Source organism: Bradyrhizobium sp. AUGA SZCCT0176 (genome assembly GCF_018130145.1).
Taxonomy (GTDB): Bacteria; Pseudomonadota; Alphaproteobacteria; order Rhizobiales; family Xanthobacteraceae; genus Bradyrhizobium.
In genome coordinates this window covers 12,631-31,787 of record NZ_JAFCMB010000004.1, presented here as the reverse complement: position 1 = coordinate 31,787, position 19,157 = coordinate 12,631, and the positions used below count along the sequence as shown (strand labels likewise).

18 protein-coding genes and 1 pseudogene are annotated in these 19,157 nt (G+C 61.8%); 10 read left to right on the top strand and 9 right to left on the bottom strand.

Features of this window, described 5'->3' with window-relative positions; translation table 11 throughout:
- Positions 1-32: 32 nt before the first annotated feature.
- Both lpxD and fabZ read left to right on the top strand, forming a co-directional pair.
- Positions 33-1,097: a UDP-3-O-(3-hydroxymyristoyl)glucosamine N-acyltransferase gene (lpxD, locus tag JQ600_RS11405; protein WP_212262369.1), complete on the top strand. Its 1,065-nt coding sequence runs from the start codon at positions 33-35 to the stop codon at positions 1,095-1,097.
- Positions 1,097-1,555 (top strand): 3-hydroxyacyl-ACP dehydratase FabZ, encoded by a 459-nt coding sequence (gene fabZ, locus JQ600_RS11400; protein ID WP_192733399.1) that lies wholly within the window; start codon positions 1,097-1,099, stop codon positions 1,553-1,555. The genes lpxD and fabZ overlap by 1 nt, the downstream gene beginning before the upstream one ends.
- On the opposite strand, the gene JQ600_RS11395 is transcribed toward fabZ, so the two are convergent.
- Positions 1,552-1,869 carry a KTSC domain-containing protein gene (locus tag JQ600_RS11395; protein WP_212388871.1) on the bottom strand — a complete coding sequence of 106 codons (318 nt, stop codon included), beginning with the start codon at positions 1,867-1,869 and terminating at the stop codon, positions 1,552-1,554. The genes fabZ and JQ600_RS11395 overlap by 4 nt on opposite strands.
- Before the next feature lie 242 nt (positions 1,870-2,111).
- On the opposite strand from JQ600_RS11395, the gene JQ600_RS36815 reads away from it, so the two are divergent.
- The 4 genes from JQ600_RS36815 to lpxB all read left to right on the top strand — a co-directional run bounded on the left by JQ600_RS36815 (position 2,112) and on the right by lpxB (position 5,586).
- The gene (locus JQ600_RS36815; RefSeq protein ID WP_249135839.1) at positions 2,112-2,474 is read left to right on the top strand and encodes a hypothetical protein; all 363 of its coding nucleotides are present in this window, start codon (positions 2,112-2,114) and stop codon (positions 2,472-2,474) included.
- A 246-nt stretch (positions 2,475-2,720) separates the two neighbouring features.
- Positions 2,721-3,524: an acyl-ACP--UDP-N-acetylglucosamine O-acyltransferase gene (gene lpxA / locus JQ600_RS11390; protein WP_212388870.1), complete on the top strand. Its 804-nt coding sequence runs from the start codon at positions 2,721-2,723 to the stop codon at positions 3,522-3,524.
- Positions 3,525-3,544: 20 nt separating this feature from the next.
- The gene (locus JQ600_RS11385; protein ID WP_212388868.1) at positions 3,545-4,402 is read left to right on the top strand and encodes an LpxI family protein; all 858 of its coding nucleotides are present in this window, start codon (positions 3,545-3,547) and stop codon (positions 4,400-4,402) included.
- Positions 4,402-5,586, top strand: a complete 1,185-nt coding sequence (gene lpxB / locus JQ600_RS11380) for a lipid-A-disaccharide synthase (RefSeq protein WP_212388866.1) — start codon at positions 4,402-4,404, stop codon at positions 5,584-5,586. Before JQ600_RS11385 ends, lpxB begins: the two co-directional genes overlap by 1 nt.
- 104 nt (positions 5,587-5,690) lie before the next feature.
- Here the strand turns inward: lpxB and JQ600_RS11375 are convergent, their stop codons facing one another.
- From JQ600_RS11375 to gltX, 3 genes are all read right to left on the bottom strand, one after another.
- Positions 5,691-6,077 carry a GFA family protein gene (locus tag JQ600_RS11375; RefSeq protein WP_249133041.1) on the bottom strand — a complete coding sequence of 129 codons (387 nt, stop codon included), beginning with the start codon at positions 6,075-6,077 and terminating at the stop codon, positions 5,691-5,693.
- Positions 6,078-6,286: 209 nt separating this feature from the next.
- On the bottom strand, positions 6,287-7,591 hold the full coding sequence (gene gltA, locus JQ600_RS11370; RefSeq protein ID WP_212262361.1) for a citrate synthase: 1,305 nt from the start codon (positions 7,589-7,591) through the stop codon (positions 6,287-6,289).
- A gap of 224 nt (positions 7,592-7,815) precedes the next feature.
- Complete coding sequence (gene gltX / locus JQ600_RS11365; protein ID WP_212388865.1) at positions 7,816-9,240, bottom strand: glutamate--tRNA ligase; 1,425 nt, start codon at positions 9,238-9,240, stop codon at positions 7,816-7,818.
- Between the two features lie 152 nt (positions 9,241-9,392).
- Between gltX and JQ600_RS11360 the strand changes: the two genes are divergently transcribed.
- The 3 genes from JQ600_RS11360 (at position 9,393) to JQ600_RS11350 (ending at position 12,311) form a co-directional block, all read left to right on the top strand.
- Positions 9,393-11,072, top strand: coding sequence for a glutamine--tRNA ligase/YqeY domain fusion protein (locus JQ600_RS11360; protein WP_212388863.1), 1,680 nt, complete (start codon positions 9,393-9,395; stop codon positions 11,070-11,072).
- A gap of 39 nt (positions 11,073-11,111) precedes the next feature.
- Positions 11,112-11,492 (top strand): nuclear transport factor 2 family protein, encoded by a 381-nt coding sequence (locus JQ600_RS11355; RefSeq protein ID WP_212388856.1) that lies wholly within the window; start codon positions 11,112-11,114, stop codon positions 11,490-11,492.
- 123 nt (positions 11,493-11,615) lie between these two features.
- Complete coding sequence (locus tag JQ600_RS11350; RefSeq protein WP_212388854.1) at positions 11,616-12,311, top strand: DUF4336 domain-containing protein; 696 nt, start codon at positions 11,616-11,618, stop codon at positions 12,309-12,311.
- 92 nt (positions 12,312-12,403) lie between these two features.
- On the opposite strand, the gene JQ600_RS11345 is transcribed toward JQ600_RS11350, so the two are convergent.
- The 5 genes from JQ600_RS11345 to JQ600_RS11325 all read right to left on the bottom strand — a co-directional run bounded on the left by JQ600_RS11345 (position 12,404) and on the right by JQ600_RS11325 (position 17,277).
- On the bottom strand, positions 12,404-13,474 hold the full coding sequence (locus tag JQ600_RS11345; RefSeq protein ID WP_212388852.1) for a dienelactone hydrolase family protein: 1,071 nt from the start codon (positions 13,472-13,474) through the stop codon (positions 12,404-12,406).
- A 600-nt stretch (positions 13,475-14,074) separates the two neighbouring features.
- Positions 14,075-14,380 (bottom strand): hypothetical protein, encoded by a 306-nt coding sequence (locus tag JQ600_RS11340; protein WP_409363297.1) that lies wholly within the window; start codon positions 14,378-14,380, stop codon positions 14,075-14,077.
- Positions 14,381-14,809: 429 nt separating this feature from the next.
- Positions 14,810-15,808, bottom strand: coding sequence for a tripartite tricarboxylate transporter substrate binding protein (locus JQ600_RS11335; RefSeq protein ID WP_212489922.1), 999 nt, complete (start codon positions 15,806-15,808; stop codon positions 14,810-14,812).
- Between the two features lie 707 nt (positions 15,809-16,515).
- The gene (locus tag JQ600_RS11330) at positions 16,516-16,908 is read right to left on the bottom strand and encodes a hypothetical protein (protein ID WP_212388848.1); all 393 of its coding nucleotides are present in this window, start codon (positions 16,906-16,908) and stop codon (positions 16,516-16,518) included.
- A 54-nt stretch (positions 16,909-16,962) separates the two neighbouring features.
- Positions 16,963-17,277 carry a hypothetical protein gene (locus tag JQ600_RS11325; RefSeq protein WP_212262347.1) on the bottom strand — a complete coding sequence of 105 codons (315 nt, stop codon included), beginning with the start codon at positions 17,275-17,277 and terminating at the stop codon, positions 16,963-16,965.
- Between the two features lie 277 nt (positions 17,278-17,554).
- Here JQ600_RS11325 and JQ600_RS11320 point away from each other — a divergent pair.
- Positions 17,555-17,976: pseudogene (locus tag JQ600_RS11320) on the top strand (GFA family protein).
- Positions 17,977-19,157: the final 1,181 nt, after the last annotated feature.

Genomic DNA, 19,157 nt, shown 5'->3' with positions numbered 1-19,157 from the left:
ATCCAGCAACCGGCCGGACTGCGACGGGTGGAATGGCGCAGCCGATGTTCTTCAAGCAACCGCCTTCGTCGACGCTGGCTGATATCGCCGCGTTGACGAAGTCGGTATTGGTCGACCCCGCACAAGGCGGCCATGTCGTCCGGGGCCTTGCGTCGCTCGACGAGGCCGGCCCGATGCACCTGGCGTTCTTCGACAACCTCAAATACGCCGACCAGCTCGCCTCGACAAAGGCCGGTGCCTGTCTGGTCAGCCCGCGTTTTGAGGCGCAGGTACCGCCTCATGTCGCGGTGCTGCGGGCCGCTCAGCCGTTCCGCGCGTTCGTGCAGATCGCGCGCCAGTGGCATGAAGACGCGTTGCGTCCGCAGTCCTGGTTCGACAATGACGGAATTGCCCCGTCCGCGATCATCGATCCGTCAGCCCATCTGGAAGACGGCGTCATCGTCGATCCGCTGGCGGTGATCGGCCCTCGGGTCGAGATCGGGGCGGGAACGGTGATCGGCGCAGGGGCCGTGATCGGGGCCGAGGTGCGGATCGGCCGGGACTGCAATGTCGGCGCGCGTACTGCGATCCAGTTCGCCCTGATCGGCAACAACGTGCTGATCCACCCCGGCTGCAGCATCGGCCAGGACGGCTATGGCTTCATTTTCTTCGGTCCCGAGGGCCATCTGAAGGTGCCGCAGACCGGCCGCGTCCTGATCCAGAACAATGTCGAGATCGGCGCCAACACCACCATCGATCGCGGCAGCCTGCGCGATACCGTCATCGGCGAGGGCACTAAAATCGACAATCAAGTCCAGATCGGCCACAATGTGACCATCGGCAGGCACTGCCTGCTCGCGGCCCAGATCGGGCTCGCGGGCAGCCTGACGATCGGGGACAATGTCGCGCTGGGCGCCAAGGTAGGCATCAATAACCATCTCAAGATCGGCGACGGTGCCCAGGTCACCGCCATGAGCGGGGTCAAGGACGACATCCCGCCCAATGGCCGCTGGGGCGGTTATTTTGCAAAACCGACCAAACAGTGGTTTAGGGAGATTATTGCAGTGGAGCGACTGGTGCAGGGCGCCGCCGATCCGAAGAACGAGGGACGGGAGTGATGGAGGAGGTGCCGGTCAGGTTTGAACTCGTTGATATCAACGAGATCCTCAAGACGCTTCCGCATCGTTTTCCGATGCTGCTGATCGACCGGGTGATCAACATCCGCACCGATTACTCAGGCATCGGCGTCAAGAATGTAACCTTCAACGAGCCGGCTTTTCAGGGACATTTCCCGGAACGCCCGGTTTATCCCGGCGTGATGATGATCGAGGCCATGGCGCAGACCGCCGGCGTGATCGGCATCAAGTCGGTCGAAGGCACCGAGAAGCCGCGCGCGGTGTACTTCCTGACCATTGACAAGTGCAAGTTCCGCAAACCCGTGATGCCCGGCGACACCATCGAATACCACATGCGCTCGATCGGCCGCCGCAAGGCGATGTGGTGGTTTCACGGCGACGCCAAGGTCAATGGCACCGTGGTCGCCGAGGCCGATGTCGGCGCGATGCTGACGGATTAATTCCGGCAAGCAAAGCGAGCGCCCGACGCTCCGCTGATATGGCGGTTGAAGAACCCGCCCATCGACGGCGCGCCCAGCAAGGCGTCGTACGTCTCGGCCGGCAGTTCGCAATACTGGTCGTAGGCTCCCTTGATCGCGACGATCAGGCGGCGTTGCGCGCGGTCGTAGCAGACACGTTGCACGATGCTGCTGCGGGTGATGTCGCGGCACTCGAACGTCCCGAGATCGACCGGGCCGCGATCCCTGACATCAACGGTTTCGGAGGCGACCCCGGCGGTGAACAGATGCAGAAGCAGCGTCGCAATTCTGACCATGGCGCGCACAGGATAGCGCAGATGCTTCGATTTTGGAAAACGCCCCGAAGCGTGCCGTAACCCGGCAGCACGCAAGGCGCCGTCGCTTGCGACTTGGATTGAATTTGATCCTGCACAGCCCCCTTGGATCGCGTACTTGGCTCATAGCCGGGTAGTTCGATCGCCCGCGGCATTGGAACTTCAGCCAAGCAAGCGCTTTGTTATGCCGGCGTGAAACCTGGTCCTCAGCACTGGGGGCGAACATGCATTGCACGAATTTCTCGAAGATTTGGATCGCGGTGCTTTTGGCGATTCTTTGGGCAGGAAACACGAGTAGTGCGCGCGACGACGGCCGCTACGCCGGGTCTCCGTTGAAGCCATGGTTCGATAGGTTGAGGAGCGGCCAGGGCCTGTGCTGCTCGGATGCGGATGGTTTTGTCGTCTCCGATCCGGACTGGGAATCCCAGAATGGACATTACCGTGTCCGCCTCGAGGGCATTTGGGTCATCGTTCCCGATGATGCCGTTATCACGGAGCCCAATCGCGCCGGTCGAACGATGGTCTGGCCGGTCAAAAGCGCGCTCGGGATTTCCATCCGCTGTTTCCTGCCGGGTAGCATGACCTGAGCGTCTGCCGGTCTCGCGTCTACCGGTCTTGCGGCTTCCGGCCTCAGCGCCGGCGATTCCTGTATTGATTTCCATCGACCACCCAACTCCGGAAGACCGGAGGTTCGGGCAAAGGCCATTGATCCAAACGTGACGACATCGGCCGTAACCATACGTCACTGGACAAGCGCTGTCCTGTCGCGGTAACCACCGGAAAACCCGAGATAATATCGCCCCGGCGATATCAGCCCAACCTGGACGCATTTGATGACGACGATCGATCCCACCGCGCGGATTGAAGATGGCGCTGTGATCGGCGAGGGCACCTCGATCGGTCCCTATTGCATCATCGGGCCTCACGTCGTGATCGGCGCCAATTGCAAGCTGATCGGCCATGTGCACGTCACGGCGCAGACATCCATCGGCGACGGCTGCACGATCTATCCGTTCGTCTCGCTCGGCACCCCGCCGCAATCGCTGAGCTATCGCGGCGAACTGACCAGGCTTGAAATCGGGGCCGGCTGCACCATCCGCGAATCCGTCACCATGAACGCCGGCACGGTTGCCGGCGGCGGCGTCACGCGGGTCGGGGGGCGCGGCTATTTCATGAACTGCAGCCATGTCGGCCATGATTGCCAAGTCGGCAATGACGTGATCTTCGCCACGTCGGCCACGCTCGGCGGCCATTGCGAGATCGGCGATTTCGTCTTCATCGGCGGGCTTTCCGCCGTGCATCAGTTCACGCGGATCGGGCCGCAGGTGATGGTCGGCGGCGTCTGCGGCGTGCGCGGTGACGTCATTCCGTTCGGCCTCGTCAACGGCCAGTATGCGAGCCTCGAAGGCCTGAACATCATCGGCATGAAGCGGCGCAAATTCACCAAGGACCGGCTCGTCATGGTGCGCGCGTTCTATCAAAAGCTGTTCCATGGCCCAGGCATCTTTGCCGAACGGCTGAGCGAGGTTCAGCCGCTGGCGGCAAACGATCCGGCGATCGCGGAAATCCTCGCCTTCATCGATGCGGGCAAGCATCGCGCGCTGTGCCTGCCGGCCGACGGCGCTCATAAATCCTGATGACGGGATCGCCGCAGCCCATGAGTCCAGCGGCTTCAGAAATCTCTTCGCCGGTCGGCGTGATCGCGGGCGGCGGCGCCATGCCGTTCGCGGTCGCGGATTCACTTGCCGCGCGCGGCGTCGCGCCGGTGCTGTTCGCGCTGCGGGGCTCCTGCGACCCGGTTCGGGCCGAACGCTTCCGCCATCACTGGATTTCGGTCGGACAAATCGGCCGGGCGAAAAAACTGTTGCGCAGCGAAGGCTGCCGCGACCTGATCTTCATCGGCACGCTGCTGCGGCCGGCGCTGTCGGAAATCAGGCTGGACTGGGGGACGATCCGCGTCATCGGCCCTATCCTGGCGGCGTTTCGCGGCGGCGACGACCATCTGCTGTCGGGGATCGGCCGGATTTTTGAGCAGGACGGTTTCCGCATGGTCGGCATCAGGGATGTCGCCCCTGATATTCTGATGCCCGAGGGGCGCATTGCCCGCGCAACGCCCGATCCGGCCGGCACCGCCGACATCGAGAAGGGGCGGGACGTGTTGCGCGCGCTAAGTCCGTTCGACATCGGCCAGGCCGTCGTGGTGATCGACGGTCACGTGGTGGCGGTGGAGGACATCGAGGGCACCGACGGGCTGCTGGCGCGCGTGGCGCGCCTGCGCAGCGAGGGCCGCATCCGCGCCGGCACGGGCCGTGGCGTGCTGGTCAAGGCGCCCAAGACCAGCCAGGATTTGCGCTTCGATCTGCCGACGGTGGGGGCAATGACGGTCGAAGGCGCGGCCAAGGCAGGGCTGGCCGGCATTGCCATCATTGCCGGACAAACCATCGCGGCCGACGCACAGGCCATGATCGAGGCCGCCGACAGCGCCGGCCTGTTCATCCAGGGGCTGCCGGCGTGATGCCGCCGCGTCCGACCACCGACACGGTGCGCAAGATCGTCCTGATTGCGACGGAGGAATCCGGCGATCGCCTCGGCGCCAATCTCATGAAAGTGTTGCGCCAGCGCCTGGGCGACGCGGTGCAGTTCGAAGGCGTCGGCGGCCGCGCGATGGCGCGCGAAGGCATGAATTCGTGGTTTCCGATCGAGGAACTCTCGATCATCGGCCTTGCCGCCGTGGTCAAGCAATTGCCGAAGATCCTTCGGCTGATCAAGCAAACCGCCGCTGCGGTCACCGAGGCCGCGCCCGACATTCTCGTCATCATCGACAGCCCCGATTTCACCCACCGCGTGGCGAAGCGCGTCCGCGCCAGCGATCCCAAGATTCCGATCGTCGACTATGTCTCGCCCTCGGTCTGGGCGTGGCGGCCCGGCCGGGCCCGCGCGATGCTGACTTACGTCGATCATGTGCTGGCCCTGCTGCCGTTCGAACCGGAGGCCTATCTCCGGCTGCGCGGGCCGCCCTGCAGCTATGTCGGCCATCCCCTGACCGAGCAACTCGCTTCATTGCGGCCCAACCCTGAGGAACGGCAGCGGCGGGAAGCGGCGCCGCCGGTGCTGCTGGTGCTGCCGGGAAGCCGCCGCAGCGAGATCCGCCACCACATGGCGGTGTTCGGCCAGGCGCTGGCCCGGCTCAATGCCGAGGGCGTGGCGTTCGAACTGATCCTGCCGACCATGCCGCATCTGCAGGAAGCGGTCGCGGAAGCGCTGAAGACCTGGACGGTGCAGCCCCGCGTCGTGATCGGCGAGCAGGAGAAGCGGGCCGCGTTCCGGATCGCGCATGCGGCGCTGGCAAAATCCGGCACCGTGACGCTCGAGCTTGCACTATCAGGCGTGCCGATGGTGACGGCCTACCGGACCGGCGCGATGGAAGCCTGGATATTGCTGCGGGTCATCAATGTGAGTTCGGTGATCCTGGCCAATCTCGTGATCGGCGAAAATGTCGTTCCCGAATTCCTGCAGCAGGACTGCACGCCGGAAAAACTGTCGCAGGTACTGCGCGAGTTGCTTGGCGAGTCCGCGCTGCGTCGAAGGCAGCTCGAAGCCTTCGCGAAAATCGACCGGATCATGTCGACCGGCAACACGCCGCCGAGCGCCCGCGCCGCCGACATCGTGCTCGCGACGATGCGAAAAGCGCGGCGGTAGAGCGTTTTCCAGCGAAGTGGACGCCGGTTCGCGTTAAGAAAACGCGTCAAACCAAGAATCTAGAGCCCCGTTCCGATTCAATCGGAACGGAAAAGGCTCTAGCGCTAACCCTTCGGCGCCGAACCTTCCGGCCACTCCGGCAACTGGTCTTTCGGATCGAACCACGTCGCGCAATCCGATCGCCAGATGTGCGCGGCGGGCCGGTTGGTGATCGGCGTGTCCAGGCACCCCATCCGCAGCAGGACGCTGCGGCTGCCGGCGCGCTCGGCGACGATATGCGAGCCGCATTGCGTGCAGAAATAGCGTTGCTTGCCGGGCGAGGATTCAAAACCCCTGAGCAGGCTTTCGCCCCTGGTCCAGCGAAAGCGGTCGCGCGGCACATTGGTCACCGTCGAGAACGCCGAGCCGTGCGCCTTGCGGCAGGTGGCGCAGTGGCAGTGCACGATGGCGCCGGGTTCGGCGTCCACCTCATAGGCCACGCTTTTGCACATGCAGCTTCCGGTGAGCATGGTTCCTCCTGGAATCGTAGGGTGGTTGGAGCGAAGCGATACCCACCAACTTTCTTTGCCGTGGCGGTGGGTATCGCGAAGCCTGTCATCGGGCGCGCGTTCGCGCGACCCGTTGGTCCACCCACCCTACAAGAAAAAAGCCGGAGGCGGTGACCGCATCCGGCTTTCTCGGGTCTCGTATCCGTCAGGCCTTACTTGCGTTTGCCCATGTCGACGTAGTCGCGGCGGGCGACGCCGGTGTAGAGCTGGCGCGGACGGCCGATCTTCTGCTGCGGGTCCTCGATCATCTCGCTCCACTGGCTGATCCAGCCGACGGTGCGGGCGACTGCGAACAGCACGGTGAACATCGAGGTCGGGAAGCCCATCGCCTTCAGCGTGATGCCCGAATAGAAGTCGACGTTCGGGTAGAGCTTGCGGTCGATGAAGTAGGGATCGCTGAGCGCGATCTTTTCCAGCTCCAGCGCGACCTTCAGCATCGGGTCGTCGCCGTGACCGGTCTCGGCCAGCACCGCGTGACACATCTTCTGCATGATCTTGGCGCGCGGATCGTAGTTCTTGTAGACGCGATGGCCGAAGCCCATCAGGCGGACTTCGCTGTTCTTGTCCTTCACCTTGGCGATGAACTCGGGAATCTTGTCGACGGTGCCGATGTCGGCCAGCATCGCCAGCGCGGCTTCGTTGGCGCCGCCATGCGCCGGTCCCCACAGGCAGGCGATGCCGGCGGCGATACAGGCGAACGGGTTGGCGCCGGAGGAGCCGGCGATACGCACCGTCGAGGTCGAGGCGTTCTGCTCGTGGTCGGCGTGCAGGATGAAGATCTTGTCCAGCGCGTCAGCCAGCACCGGATTGATCTTGTAGTCCTCGCAGGGCACCGCGAAGCACATGTTGAGGAAGTTCTCGGCAAAGGTGAGCGAGTTCTTCGGGTACACGAAGGGCTGGCCGACGGTATATTTGAAGGCCATAGCGGCCAGCGTCGGAACCTTGGCGATCATGCGCATCGAGGCGATCATGCGCTGCTTCGGATCGTTGATGTCGGTAGAGTCGTGATAGAACGCGGCCAGCGCGCCGACGGCCGCGACCATGATGGCCATCGGGTGGGCGTCGCGGCGGAAGCCCTGGAAGAAGCGGGCCATCTGCTCGTGAACCATGGTGTGATGGATCACGCGGTGGTCGAAATCTTCCTTCTGCGCCTTGGTGGGAAGTTCTCCGTACAGCAGGAGATAGCAGGTCTCGAGGAAATCGCCCTTTTCGGCGAGCTGCTCGATCGGATAGCCGCGGTATTCCAGGATGCCGGCGTCGCCGTCGATATAGGTGATCTTCGACTGGCAGCTGCCGGTGGAGGTAAAGCCGGGGTCATAGGTGAACATCCCGGCCTGGCCGTAGAGCTTGGCGATGTCGATGACATCCGGCCCCACCGTGCCGCTCAGGATCGGGAAATCGTAGGTCTTGTTACCTACCGTTAGCGTTGCAGTTTTGTTGCTGGATTTTGCGTCCATCGCGAAGTCCCCGATGAAATCGTTGCGAAAACCGGGCTGACCTGATGCCGTTTTCTGGCAGATAACAGGGCAGGCCGGATTGTCTAGAAGGCGGCTTCAAAATGCGTAGCTTATTGCCCTGTGCACTGCAAGATGGCCGCCGCTAGCACATAGCAGGGGCTCCAATAGCGTTTTCCAGCGAAGTGGGTACCGGTTCGCGTGAAGAAAACGCGTCAAAACAGGAATTAAGCGGCGGCCTGATCGCCGAGCCGGGCCAGGCACTGGTCGCGCCCCAGCACCGCCAGGACGTCAAAAATCCCGGGTGAGGTCGTCCGCCCGGTCAGCGCCACCCGGAGCGGCTGAGCGACCGCGCCCAGCTTGAGGTTATTCTGCTCCGCGAAATTCCGCATCGCCCCCTCGGTGCTCTCGGAATTCCAGTCGGTCACGGCTTGCAGCGCATTGCGCAGCTTGCCGATCAGTTCACGGGTTTCCGGCGTCAGCAGGGCGGCCGCTTTCGGCTCGAGCTCGAGCGGACGGTCGGCAAAGATGAAGTAGGAGCCGGCGATCAGTTCGAGCAGCGTCTTGGCGCGCTCCTTCAGGCTCGGCATCGCCCGCAGCAATTGCGCCCGCGTGGTGTCGTTGAGCTTGGCCTTCAGCTCGGCGCCATCAGGGACGTAATCCAGCAACTGTTCGAACATGGTCACGAGCGCTTGATCGTCGGCCTGGCGGATGTAGTGGCCGTTGAGGTTTTCCAGCTTGGCGAAATCGAAGCGCGCCGCCGAACGCCCGATGGCGGGCAGGTCGAACGCGTCGATCATCTCCTCCGTCGAGAATATCTCCTGGTCGCCGTGGCCCCAGCCGAGCCGGACCAGGTAATTGCGCAGCGCCGCCGGCAGATAGCCGAGTGCGCGGTAGGCCTCGACCCCGAGCGCGCCATGGCGCTTCGACAGTTTTGCGCCATCGGCGCCATGGATCAGCGGGATATGGGACATGTTCGGAATGTCCCATTCCAGCGCGTCGTAGATCTGCTTCTGGCGCGCGGCGTTGATCAAATGATCGTCACCCCGGATCACATGGGTGACGCCCGTGTCGTGGTCGTCGACCACGACCGCCAGCATGTAGGTCGGGTTGCCGTCGCCGCGCAGCAGCACGAGATCGTCGAGGTTCTCGTTCTGCCAGACCACGCGGCCCTGGACCTGATCCTCGATCACGGTCTCGCCGGTCTGCGGTGCCTTGAGACGGATGGTGGGCTTCATGCCCGCGGGCGCTTCGGACGGGTCACGGTCCCGCCACAGGCCGTCATAGAGGCGGGTGCGGCCCTCGGCGCGGGCCTTCTCGCGCATCGCCGTCAGTTCCTCAGGCGTGGCGTAGCAGCGATAGGCGCGGCCGCTGGCGAGCAGGGACTCGGCGGCCTCGCGGTGGCGGGCGGCTCGGCTGAACTGGTAGATGACGTCGCCGTCCCAATCGAGCTCCAGCCACTTCAATCCGTCGAGGATCGCGGCAATCGCCGGCTCGGTCGACCGCTCGCGGTCGGTATCCTCGATCCGCAGCAGCATCTTGCCGCCATGCTTCCTGGCGTAGAGCCAGTTGAACAGCGCGGTGCGGGCGCCTCCGATGTGGAGGAAGCCGGTCGGCGAGGGGGCAAAGCGGGTGACGACGGAATCGGTCATGATTTGGGCAGGCCTATGCTTGAACGGCCGTGGTGTATAGCAGGACGGTGCATAACTAAAGTCTCGCCATTAATGTCCGGTCCTGGACAAAGCAGGCTTGGCGGGCCGGGGCGAATTTGGCAGAAGGGCCGCTTACCGAGCGGGAACACGTAATGACCACAGAACCGGCAGCGGCAGAAGCAGGGCGCGATTTCATTCGCGACATCGTCCAGGCCGACCTCGACACCCAGAAGCACAGCCGGATCGTGACCCGATTTCCGCCGGAGCCGAACGGCTACCTGCATATCGGCCACGCCAAGTCGATTGCCCTTAATTTCGGCATCGCGCAGGAGTTTGGCGGCAAGTGCCATCTGCGCTTCGACGACACCAACCCGACCAAGGAAGAGCAGGAATATATCGATTCCATCCAGGCCGACGTGCGCTGGCTCGGCTACGACTGGGGAACCGATCTTTATTACGCCTCCGACTATTTCGAGCGGCTCTACGACTGGGCGGAAGGCCTGATCAAGGCCGGCCACGCCTATGTCGACGACCAGTCGCAGGAGGAAATCCGCCTCTCGCGCGGCACGCTGACGGAACCCGGCAAGAACAGCCCGTTCCGCGACCGCCCGGTGGACGAAAACCTCGATCTGTTTCGCCGCATGAAGGCCGGCGAATTCCCGAACGGCACCCGCGTGCTGCGCGCCAAGATCGACATGGCCTCCGGCAACATCAACATGCGCGATCCCGTGCTGTACCGGATCCTGCACGCCCATCATCCGCGCACCGGCGACAAATGGTCGATCTATCCGAGCTACGACTACGCCCATGGCCAGTCGGACGCCATCGAAGGCATCACGCATTCGATCTGCACGCTGGAATTCGAGGATCACCGGCCGCTCTACGAATGGCTGCTCGACAAGCTGCCGGTGCCGTCAAAGCCGCGGCAGTATGAATTCGCAAGGCTCAACATCACCTACACGCTGCTCTCGAAGCGGGTGCTGACGCAGCTCGTGCGCGAGGGCCATGTCGCCGGCTGGGACGATCCGCGGATGCCGACCGTCGCCGGCCTGAAGCGGCGCGGCGTGCCGCCGGCGGCGGTGCGCGAATTCGTCAAGCGCATCGGGGTGGCGAAATCCAACAGCGTGGTCGATGTCGGCATGCTGGAATTCTGCATCCGTGAACTGCTCAACAAGACGGCCGAGCGCCGCATGGCGGTGCTGCGGCCGCTCAAGGTTGTGATCGAGAATTATCCGGAAGGCCAGGTCGAGGAGCTCGAAGCCATCAATCACCCCGACAATCCCGACGCCGGCACCCGCCGCATCGCGTTCGGCCGCGAGCTCTATATCGAGCAGGACGATTTCATGGAGAACCCGCCGAAGAAATTCTTCCGGCTCTCTCCGGGCAATGAAGTGCGGCTGCGCTACGCCTATTTCATCAAGTGCACCGGCGTCATCAAGAACGACGCCGGCGAGGTGGTCGAGCTGCGCTGTACCTATGACCCCGCGACCAAGGGCGGCAACGCGCCTGACGGACGCAAGGTCAAGGCCACCATGCACTGGCTGCCGGCGGCGCAGTCGCGGCCCGCCGAAATTCGCGTCTACAACCAGCTGTTCGCAAAACCGAGCCCCGACGCCGGCAATTTCGCCGCCGACATCAATCCGCAGTCGCTGGAAGTGCTGTCCGACGCGCGGATCGAGGTCGGCGTTGCCGAAAGCAATTCGAACGAGGTGATGCAGTTCGAGCGGCAGGGCTATTTCGTGCGCGATCAGGACTCGACGCCGGACAAGCTGGTCTTCAACCGCACCATCGGCCTGCGCGATACCTTTGCCAAGGAAGTCGCCAAGGGCTGAGAAGGGCTGACGTCGGCCTCACAACGATTGGATATTCCGATGCCAAGCGCGGCCGACGACATCGCATCCGGCACCATGGCGAAATGGGCCGCGGCGTTCAGCAGGCTGGACGCCGACGCGCTCGCATCGCTTTATTCGAAGCATGCCCTGTTCTTCGGCTCGAATCCGACGCTCTATCGCGGACGGGAAGGCGTGAGGTCTTATTTCGCAGGCCTGCCGCGCTGGAAGGCGCAATCCGTCCGCTTCACTGACGTGTCGACCGAAGCCGCCGGCACTGAGGTGGTCAACACGGCAGGCACGGCTAACTTCGCCTTCGACGATGCAACACTGACCGTGAAGATCACCTGGGTCATTGTCCGCGAAGACGGCGACTGGAAAATCGTCAGCCATCACGTGTCGTCGAAGGCGCCGCTGATTTAGGCGACGTCTCGCAGGATCGTTCGCTGTTCGACTTGACGCTCGCGCGATACGATTTTGTCGGCGCTTGCGAGGGCAGCCTGCAATGGCTAACGATCGGCCAATGCCAGTTGCATTGGATCGGGAATGTTGAAGCAATTCGCTCACGATATCTGGACCGTGGATGGAACCGAAATCGTGATCGTCGGATTTCATTATCCCACTCGGATGGCTGTCATAAAACTGTCCGGCGGCGGCCTCTTCATCTGGTCGCCGATCCAGCTCACGGATGGCTTGCGGGCAGAGGTCGATGCCCTCGGCCCAGTGCGGCACATCGTTGCGCCCAATTCACTTCACCACTTGTTTCTTCCAGCGTGGAAGCAGGCCTATCCCGGAGCCAAGGTCTACGCCCCTCCGGGGTTGCGCAAGAAGCGTGAGGACATTGTCTTTGACGCCGATCTCGGCGACGCGCCGAGCCCGGAATGGGATCAGGAGATCGACCAGGTCCTGATGCAGGGAAATGTCATCACGACAGAGGTGGTATTCTTCCACGCCAGCAGCCGCACCGTGCTCTTCACCGATTTGATTCAGCAGCTTCCTGCCAGTTCGTTCTCCGGCTGGCGGGCTGTCGTGGCGAAACTGGACCTCATGGTAGGCCCCGAGCCGTCGGTGCCGCGCAAGTTTCGACTCGCCTTTACCAACCGCCGCGCCGCGCGGCTCTCTCTGGAACGCATTTTCGCATGGCCGGCCGAGAAGGTGCTGATGGCCCACGGACCGCCGGTAGAGACGGATGCCCGGGTATTCCTGCGCCGCGCGTTTGGATGGCTGGCCACGCATTCCTGACGGCGCTTTCTCCGAGATTTCGCTTCGCGTCTTGCGATCTGGCCGCCGTTCATCAAGACTCTGCGCACATGGGCGCGCGCAAGGTGCAGCGGTCAAAGCTTGAACAACGATCGCAGAAAATTCTGCACATCCGCTGTCGCTTGCTCGCGTGCCGCGGGATTATAACCAAACGACCCCTTCGACACGACGCATGGCGCCCCCGTTCCTGCCAGGCTGCCGGTCATCACGTCGATGATCTTGTCGTCTTGCTCGAGGAACGTACAGTTGTTGTAATTCAGGAAGCCGGTCGGCGTTTGACGGTTGGCGAGATCGGCGTTGTCAAACCAGTGCTTGGCGCCAACGTATTCGAATAAGGCGGCGTCATTGCCGGCGTTGCGGAGCCTTGCGACGTACTCCCTGCAGCGGCCGATGATCGTCGCGTCATCCGCTGCGCCATGAAAGATTCGTATCGGGACATTCGCCACGCGATCTTCATCGATGAGCTTGATATGACAGCCTGTGGGGTAAAACGCGAGATAGGCTGCAAAGGGTGACAGCCCGGGACCGTAGCGTTGCTGGAACCGCGGGGACGCAGCCCAGAGCGCGTTGCGGCCACCGAAGGAAAATCCCAATACTGCAATTCGTGAAGGGTCGATGCGCGGATGGACTGCCAGAAGATCCCGTGCGCGATAGACATCCGTGAGCACACTGGCTGTGCTTATTGTGTGAGGACCTGAGCAGACACGCGGAATATTCCTCCCGACAAAACTGTTGACGACGAACGTAGCGACGCCGAGTTGAATGAGACTTTCCGCCCAATACGTCTCCGCCCCTGTGATGCCCGAACAACCATGCGTTATGACGACGGCAGGAACCCGGTCCGTGGTCTCCGGAAGCCTCAGAATACCAAAGATAGTTGCCGGCGACCCCTCCTGTGGGGCAGCCATGAAGGGGGGCGTAAACAGGCTGCCGGGGAAGGTCAGGCTTTGGAAGTTCACTATTTCGATGCGGCCTTGAGAAACAGCGGCTTGCGGGGCCAGGAGTGCGAACGCTGCCATGCCAACCAGCACGGACGACATGCGTCTTGAAGCGCCGATCATAGGGCGCCGATATCGCTGCGCGCGTGAAGCGAAGAGCCCGGTGGCCAAAATCTTGCGCAAGAGTCCGATGATCGCCCGTTGCATCAAGCACCTCGCCGAAGTCAGGGGTGAACGGCGCTGAATGTTAGAAGGCAGAGTTTACTCACCCGCGACCAACTTGATGGCCGAGAGGCCTTTACGCAGCAGCGGGCATCGATCACGAAAACAGAAAGGTGCCTATCAGCAAACCGGCTGCAAATGACCAGAGGCCCAGAGTACAAAATGAGACCACGCGGACAAGGATACGGAGGTCGTGGTCTTGCGCAACTTCGTGGGATAGGTCCGCCATTTCAGCCACCGCCTGCGTTGGCCGCTAGGTTAAGGCTAGGATCGCTGTTTCCGCCCAAAAACAGGCAAAAAATGGGCAGTCAAGCTTAGAGATTCGGGTGAAAACCAGGTCAACCGTTGCTCAAAGTCACCAGTCGCACCGCGATCTGTGGCGACAAGGCGAATCATTTTGACTGTGCAGCGCGGCGAGTTGCTTACTTGAGCGACCCTGCGAGGATCGCCAATGTTCGAGGCCGTTGCAGCATTTCTGATAATTCTCAGCGTCGGCATCCTTGTCGCTCACGCGCTGGACGCTTACAGGTCGTGGAAATAGTGCGGCTTGGGGCCGTGCGGTTCACGGTTGCGGGAGCGCGCGCCTTACTGATCTCTTTTGAGCTTCCGCTCTCCCCAATTATGCTCTTTGGCATCGGGATTGAACTGCAGGACTTCGTGGCGGTGCAGTGCCTTGAGCACAGCCATGCGCGCCAAGAACATCCAGGCAATACCGCGCTCCGCGGCGTAGGTAAGGATTTCCGCCGCGGTCGTGACTGCCGGCATATCGCGTTCTGATTTGGGAACGGTCTCGGCGAGGTAGGCGACCGCCTCGCGCAGCGTGTTGAGCTGTGTGCCGTCCGGCGCCTCGATCGCCTCGTCGAATTTGCGGAGCCATCCTTTAAGCATCACGCAAACATCTCCGCGCCGGCCAAAGGTTCCCCGGAACTATATGACGTCATTTGCTGTTGAACAGCATGCCCGTCAGGTATTTTTTCAGTGCAGCGGTGGGAGCCAGCGTCGGGCTCTTGTTCGTTTTCACGTCCGACATGTTTGCGGAGATGAGCCTCCGATGGGCAATGGCGCTCCTTGCGCTGATCGGTGGTGCTAAGCTGGGCGTTCTCGCCTGCTACTTACTGGACATGGCGGTAGAAAATGCTCCGGCCATTAATCGGCGGGGCCAATAGCGGCAAAAGCAATTCCCCTCTACCCCTGCTCCGAGCCAGCAGGCGAACATTTCGGCGCCGGCCGGGGTGATCTTCAGGAAGTCGTGTCAGCGGCAGAAGGGAAAGGCAACGCCACAATGGCGAAACGGGAGGACGACGAGGCTTGCGGGGCGCTTCACTTCGCCAGCCCGAGCGACTTCAGCGCCTTGCCGTTGTCCTCATCGTCGGCCTTCATGAACTCGCCGTACCTTGCCGCATCCAGATAGATCATGTCGAAGCCGCGCCGGGTCATGAAATCCTTGAACTCGTCGCTGTCCCAGGCCTTCTTGATCGCGGCCTCATACATCTTGGCGATCTCCGGCGGCAGGCCCTTGGGCGCCGCAAAGCCGCGCCACACGCCCTTGTGAAACTTGTGACCGGTCGCCTCCTCGGTGGTCGGCACGTCAGGGAAGTTCGGCGCGCGCTTGGGCGAGAAGAACGCGAGGCTGCGGATACGCCCCGCCTTGATCAGCGCCTCGGCTTCCGGCATCGAGCACGCGACGAAGTCGACGCCGCCGGCGGCCAGATCCGTCAGCGCGGTCGCAGCGCCCGTGGACGGCACCCAGCGGATCGAGGTCGGCGAAACGCCGTCGGCCTGCATCAGGCCGGCGAGCGCGACATGCCAGCTTCCGCCCTGGCCGGTGCCCGAGGCCACCACCTTGTTCGGGTTCGCCTTGATATGCGCGAACAGCTCCTTGACGTTCTTGTAGGGCGAGTCCGCCTTGACGTGGATCGCGGCGAAGTCCTGGTTGACCAGCCCGAGCGGCGTGAACTTCTCGAACGTAAGATCGGTAAGCCCCGCCCAGTGCATCAGGGTGATCTCCAGCGTGATGAGGCCGAACGTGTAACCGTCAGGCGCTGCAGTCGCGATCGCCTGGTGGCCGACCACGCCCGATCCGCCGGTGCGGTTCACGACGTTCACCGGCTGCTTGAGATCGCGCTCCATGATGTTGGCGATCTGGCGCGCGACCGCGTCGGTGCCGCCGCCGGCGGCCCATGGCACGATCAGCGTGATGGGTCGCTCCGGGAAGGCCGCTTGCGCGTTGCGGGCGCCGAGCAGGCTTAACGCTGCAAGCGAAGCAAGGGCAACATTTCTGGCCAGACGTTTGGCATCGCGGATTACTTGGCGAAGCATTCGCAAACCCTCCCGATTTTGTTTTTGATGCGCCGGGCATTGCACCGCGGCGCGCGCTTTTTGCGCTACCCGCCATTCGGGCGGCGGAGCGCCGGCATGTCAAGGGGAAGTGCCGGCACGTGGCGCGGCGGAACGCCACGATGGGTGGGAGAAGCGTAGGACGTAAAGCGGGGCAGCGGCGGTGTCAGCGCTGTGCGGCCTTGGCGGGATCGGCGTAGGGGCGGGCGGTGACGTGTTTCATGCGGGATGCAAATCCATCATATGTGCTTCGTATATGTGACGGTCGGCCGTCGCTATGTCGATCGTGGCGCCACAGAAACAGCGTGCCCGTGCACTGGTTGATTGCGTCGGCAACGGCAGGCCAGCGGTACTCGCTCCCGCGCTGGGGCCGTTTCCATTTTGGTGAATATTACAGATTACAGGTCGATCTCGAGGTAGGACCGGTGCATTTTTGTCGGTTCTTTGTTGCCATCAAACAAGACTTGAACAGAACCTTGTGCGGCCGTCCACCCAGGAATACGCACTACCGTGCCACGAGACTTAGTTCGGGGCGTGCGCGATTTCCCTAGCTCACTCAACCGGACGCGATCTCCCACGTGAAATTCTGGTAGAGGGTCGTCGCTCTGACGTCGATTCATTGGAAACGTTCCGCGGGCCGCATCTTCAGGCATTCACTTACCCATCGCCTTCATCTCGATCTCGACGGGTCAATCGAGCGCGAGGACGCCCAAACCGGTGAGCCTCGGTATTCCTTCTTGCATCTCGACGAAGCCCAGATCCACGAGCGCCGCTAGGTCATTTTCGCTGACGGGCGTCAATTTCGTTCGCTTACTTCTGATATCGCGCATCGCCCAGCGGAGGCGGATCGCGGTGTCAAGGTTTAGTCCGGACAGCAATGACTTTGCTTGCTCCGCCCGTCTCAACGCATCTTCGGCATCGGGTGCAGCGTCAACTGCAGGGGCTTGAACAGAAGGCTCCTCTTCGTTTGGTGGGTCAAAGGATGTTGCCGGCGCGGGCTCAATCTGGGTCGAAATTAGTGGAGGCTCGCGGAATATCTCCGCAAGAACCTTGTCCATCTCCTGAAGTTTATCCGTACTCATTTTTTGGCCTTCAACCCCCGGACAAGCCGAATTTGTCGCGATTGCAGATCCAGATTAGCGCCGGACAGCCGTCTCCAAGAACTCCTGCACAGAGCGCGGCACTTGATCGTATTCGACAAATCGTCGGCGCAGTTCGTCGGCGATATCCATGGTCACGTCCCGCGACCAGCCGTCGACGGTATTGAAGGCTACGATGCGCGCCGGATGCCCACATTCGTCGTTCATAAGGTCTTGGATCAGCGTCTCGCGATCGGTACCCGCTTCGTCGGTCTCGCGCCATGCTCGGCCTAAACGGGCGCCGAAATCGTCCAGCACCAGATAAACGTCCCGGTCCGCTTCGCGCGGCACGATCGACGGTGAGCGACGCATAACGGAACTCCCGGTCCAGAATACAATGCCAGCCTCCAGAAGGACGAACCGAAGCCGTCAGTCGAAAGCAAACCCATCGGTCTATTCGTTAACAAAAACATTCGATCCCGTGCGTGGGCCTTTGGGGGTAATCCCGGACATTCATGAATCCGGCTTACAGGACCGCGATTCAAGCTAGCCCCGGCGGATTCGTTCCAGGCGGTCGGGAGTCTGGAACTAAATCTGGCCTGCGCGCATTCCGGCTTATGGTTGAAGGGTTGGGAGATAGCAGTGTGCAATGGCAACTACACATAAAGGCGAGTGCTGCTGCGGCACGGTTCATGTGGAGGTATCAGGCGAGCCGGAAGCAATGGGCTACTGCCATTGCAGTTCGTGCCGTTCATGGTCAGGCGGACCCGTCAACGCTTTTAGTCTCGGGAAGCCCGAGGCGGTCCGAATAACATCGGGCATGTAGGAATGTTCCAAAAGACCGAGGTCAGTAAGCCGCAGTACCGTAAAAAATGTGGCGGGCACCTAATGACCAATCACCCGCCCTTGGGACTGGTAGACGTCTTTGCAGCAACATTGCCAACGCTGAAGTTTACGCCGGGCGTACATATAAATTACTCAGAAACAGCTCTGCCCATGCGCGACGGTGTGACCAAGTTGAAGGATGTTCCGAAAGAGTTTGGTGGCTCCGGAGAGGTAATTTCAGAGTAGGCGCGCGCCGCGAATAGTGCTTCTTTCGCCACCGGCAGAAGTTACGAATGATGCACGCCTTGATCAGGCGGGAGCGCAAAGCTTCTCAGTCACCGGTAGCTGCCGAGTCGGGGCGGTGATGGGAACATCATGCCGCGCCGTAATACCGAACCGATGATCAAAACAAGTCGAGGTCAGGGACGCGTTTTTTCAGAGCCAGCCAAATAGCTCCCCGATCCAGTACCCGAGACGGGGGATATAAACTGCCTGTGCAGGCATGTTGGTCTTTTGGCGCCATCGAACAACACGGTAATGCCCGTGTTGGTATGACTCACCTCGACAACGATGCCATTCAGATTAGCCAGTTCCGGGCATCGAGCAGCGCCTAGCTTACTCGTCTTGAAGCGAGTCCCGACAACTATCCTGTCGATTTCCCGAACCATTGCAAATCTTCAAAAATAAATTTCGCTAAAGCGCAATAAAATAATAGGTACCAGCGGACACTTAATGCGTGCCACCAAGTTGGCAAAGATTAAACACCTTAACCCATCATCTTTCCATCACCCGTTTGGGTCAGCGGTCATGCCAAGGTCACCTGCATGTTGCAAGGCGGCGACAGTTCATTGAACCCGCGGTCCCGTGGCACTTAGCGACGCTACCAGCGCAGCCAGAGTGGGAGTGCGGCTCTGTTGCGGAACCGCACTGCGTACGCGCATGCGGGATAAGCAGGCAAGCATGCAAGAAAAGCGAATCGACTATGCCGGCTGGTTTGTTACGCTGTCAGCAGCCCTCACGCGGGCTAAAGAAGCAATGATACCCGACTTAGCCCCGCCCTAACCGGCGGGGTTTTTCGTCTAGAGAGGGCGCCTTGACGCCGATGCCGCCGGTTTCTTGCGCTGGAACGTCCCCACGGCTCACACCAGGCGTACCGGCACCGTCTTCGCCTTCAGCCCTAGCGCCGGTAGTGTCTCGGTTTGAAATTTCGGAATGAAAGAGGCCGCCAAACTGAGGCGACTATCGCAACAGACTCGGCCTTCACCAAGTCTGGCTGCCGACGGCAGAGAAGACTGCGCCCGAAGACGATTTGCTGTTTAGGTCTACTGGGGTGCGGCCGCTAGTTGGGGCGGACTTCGTAGCTGCAGGGACCAGTCCCGCCCAGCCACCGGCGACTGCATCGAGTTCGGAGGCGGTCAATTCGTAAA

Bases quoted from the DNA above. Each gene is read 5' to 3' on its own strand.
- lpxD (WP_212262369.1), top strand. From the start codon at position 33: ATGGCGCAGCCGATGTTCTTCAAGCAACCGCCTTCGTCGACGCTGGCT.
- fabZ (WP_192733399.1), top strand. From the start codon at position 1,097: ATGGAGGAGGTGCCGGTCAGGTTTGAACTCGTTGATATCAACGAGATC.
- JQ600_RS11395 (WP_212388871.1), bottom strand. From the start codon at position 1,869: ATGGTCAGAATTGCGACGCTGCTTCTGCATCTGTTCACCGCCGGGGTC.
- JQ600_RS36815 (WP_249135839.1), top strand. From the start codon at position 2,112: ATGCATTGCACGAATTTCTCGAAGATTTGGATCGCGGTGCTTTTGGCG.
- lpxA (WP_212388870.1), top strand. From the start codon at position 2,721: ATGACGACGATCGATCCCACCGCGCGGATTGAAGATGGCGCTGTGATC.
- JQ600_RS11385 (WP_212388868.1), top strand. From the start codon at position 3,545: ATGAGTCCAGCGGCTTCAGAAATCTCTTCGCCGGTCGGCGTGATCGCG.
- lpxB (WP_212388866.1), top strand. From the start codon at position 4,402: ATGCCGCCGCGTCCGACCACCGACACGGTGCGCAAGATCGTCCTGATT.
- JQ600_RS11375 (WP_249133041.1), bottom strand. From the start codon at position 6,077: ATGTGCAAAAGCGTGGCCTATGAGGTGGACGCCGAACCCGGCGCCATC.
- gltA (WP_212262361.1), bottom strand. From the start codon at position 7,591: ATGGACGCAAAATCCAGCAACAAAACTGCAACGCTAACGGTAGGTAAC.
- gltX (WP_212388865.1), bottom strand. From the start codon at position 9,240: ATGACCGATTCCGTCGTCACCCGCTTTGCCCCCTCGCCGACCGGCTTC.
- JQ600_RS11360 (WP_212388863.1), top strand. From the start codon at position 9,393: ATGACCACAGAACCGGCAGCGGCAGAAGCAGGGCGCGATTTCATTCGC.
- JQ600_RS11355 (WP_212388856.1), top strand. From the start codon at position 11,112: ATGCCAAGCGCGGCCGACGACATCGCATCCGGCACCATGGCGAAATGG.
- JQ600_RS11350 (WP_212388854.1), top strand. From the start codon at position 11,616: ATGTTGAAGCAATTCGCTCACGATATCTGGACCGTGGATGGAACCGAA.
- JQ600_RS11345 (WP_212388852.1), bottom strand. From the start codon at position 13,474: ATGCAACGGGCGATCATCGGACTCTTGCGCAAGATTTTGGCCACCGGG.
- JQ600_RS11335 (WP_212489922.1), bottom strand. From the start codon at position 15,808: ATGCTTCGCCAAGTAATCCGCGATGCCAAACGTCTGGCCAGAAATGTT.
- JQ600_RS11330 (WP_212388848.1), bottom strand. From the start codon at position 16,908: ATGAGTACGGATAAACTTCAGGAGATGGACAAGGTTCTTGCGGAGATA.
- JQ600_RS11325 (WP_212262347.1), bottom strand. From the start codon at position 17,277: ATGCGTCGCTCACCGTCGATCGTGCCGCGCGAAGCGGACCGGGACGTT.